The 2203-nt window shown below is 52.6% G+C and carries 2 protein-coding genes and 1 tRNA gene; all 3 read left to right on the plus strand.

Features of this window, described 5'->3' with window-relative positions:
- Window positions 1-1310, plus strand: a 1310-nt coding sequence (gene alaS, locus VSX58_RS22130) for an alanine--tRNA ligase (RefSeq protein ID WP_327619946.1), incomplete at its 5' end; no start/stop codon positions are given.
- A gap of 318 nt (window positions 1311-1628) precedes the next feature.
- The gene (gene csrA / locus VSX58_RS22135) at window positions 1629-1814 is read left to right on the plus strand and encodes a carbon storage regulator CsrA (protein WP_048637755.1); all 186 of its coding nucleotides are present in this window, start codon (window positions 1629-1631) and stop codon (window positions 1812-1814) included.
- Window positions 1815-2128: 314 nt separating this feature from the next.
- Window positions 2129-2203, plus strand: a tRNA-Ser gene (locus VSX58_RS22140).

Consider the following 2203-nt stretch of genomic DNA (forward strand, 5'->3'; position numbering starts at 1 on the left):
GCGGTTTTGGCGTCGATTACAACAATCTTGTACGCGTCGATGCGAAAACGCCATTTACCGGCTATGAGCAAAACCAGCAACAGGCGAAAATCATCGCGCTCTATCACAATGGCAGCGCAGTAGAGCGGATCGACGCCGGCCACGAGGCCATTGTCATTCTGAACGAAACGCCGTTTTATGGCGAATCGGGCGGCCAGGTCGGCGATCGGGGCGAACTGAAAGGCGCTAACGTTAGCTTCGTCGTTGAGGATACGCAGAAATACGGGCAGGCCGTCGGGCACATCGGCAAATTGGCTCAGGGGACGTTGAAAGTTGGCGATAGCGTGGAGGCGGTTATTGATAACGCGCGCCGCAATCGCATTCGCCTTAACCACTCCGCGACTCACCTGCTGCACGCCGCGCTGCGTCAGGTTTTGGGCGAGCATGTGGCGCAAAAAGGCTCCCTGGTTAACGACAGTTATCTTCGTTTCGACTTCTCGCATTCTGAAGCGATGAAGCCGGAACAGATTCGCCAGGTGGAAGATATCGTCAACGCGCAGATTCGCCGTAACCTGGCGGTGCAAACCGACGAGATGGCGTTGTCTGATGCCAAAGAAAAAGGGGCGATGGCGCTCTTTGGCGAGAAGTATGAGGATCACGTGCGGGTTCTCACCATGGGAGATTTCTCTATCGAACTGTGCGGCGGCACCCACGCCGGCCGTACGGGGGACATCGGTCTGTTCCAGATCGTTTCCGAGTCCGGCACGGCTGCCGGTATCCGTCGTATTGAAGCCGTTACCGGAGAGAACGCGCTGGCGGCGCTGCACCGCCAGAGCGATGTTTTGCAAGATGTTGCGCAGCTTCTAAAAGGTGATAGTAATAATCTGGTTGATAAGGTACGGTCTGTACTTGAGCGTACCCGTTTGCTGGAAAAAGAGCTCCAACAGCTGAAAGCGCAGCAGGCCGCGCAGGAAAGCTCCTCACTTTCAGGCAAAGCGAAAGTGATTAACGGCGTGAAGCTGCTGGTGACTCAGTTGGACAATGTCGAGCCTAAAATGCTGCGCGCCATGGTTGACGATCTGAAAAACCAATTAGGATCGGCCGTCATCGTGCTGGCGACGGCGGCGGAAGGTAAAGTCAGCCTTATCTCCGGCGTGACGAAAGACCTGACCGATCGTGTGAAGGCCGGCGAGCTGATCGGCTTTGTTGCTCAGCAGGTCGGTGGTAAAGGCGGCGGACGTCCTGACATGGCGCAGGCCGGCGGTAGCGATGTGGCGTCTTTGCCCGCGGCGCTGGCCAGCATTGAACCCTGGGTGGCTGATAAGCTATAAATATTAAATCAGAGTGTTATCCTAACAAAACGCCATGACTTTATTGGTTTTGGCGTTTTGTCTTGCCGAAAAGGCTTCCGGCAAGCAAGATGAGTGCGATGCCGCCTTCAATGTTACTCAGTTGGATAGGCTTGCTGGTCTTGTTGTGATAACAAAGGCACAAGCTACTTATCTCGACTAAACTAACAGTAGCGACAAACAATGAGTGAGATGATGAGGTGATCACCTCCATCTAGGTTTACGTTTTCACGGCACATGATGGATAATGACGGGGAGACAGAGAGACCCGACTCTTTATAATCTTTCAAGGAGCAAAGAATGCTTATTTTGACTCGTCGAGTTGGCGAAACCCTCATGATCGGCGATGAGGTAACGGTTACCGTGCTAGGGGTAAAAGGCAATCAGGTGCGTATTGGTGTTAACGCTCCTAAAGATGTTTCTGTCCACCGTGAAGAGATCTATCAGCGCATTCAGGCAGAAAAATCGCAACCGACATCATATTGATTGACAAGGCGTCTCGCGGAAACGAGGCGCTATTGTTGCTTTTCCGCGCATTTCCCCTTTTCGTCCGTTTATCAATACGCCTAATCCTCTTTGAATTGTCTTTTCTTGCGGCAAGATAAGCGCCTGTTTTTCTGTTGATAAAACCCCCTTTTTGCTGTGAATCTGCCCGTCTTGGACGCGAATTGCGCAAACAAACATAACTTGGGAAAAAGTATTTGACTTATAAGACCGGGAAAGTAATATGTGCGCCACGCAGTACCGGTGAGGTCAGTCAGTCATGTTAGATGACCATCGCAGGTAAGGTTTGGTGAGGTGGCCGAGAGGCTGAAGGCGCTCCCCTGCTAAGGGAGTATGCGGTCAAAAGCTGCATCGAGGGTTCGAATCCCTCC

Origin of the sequence: Brenneria populi, assembly GCF_036016195.1 — a bacterium.
GTDB classification, from domain to species: domain Bacteria; phylum Pseudomonadota; class Gammaproteobacteria; order Enterobacterales; family Enterobacteriaceae; genus Brenneria; species Brenneria populi.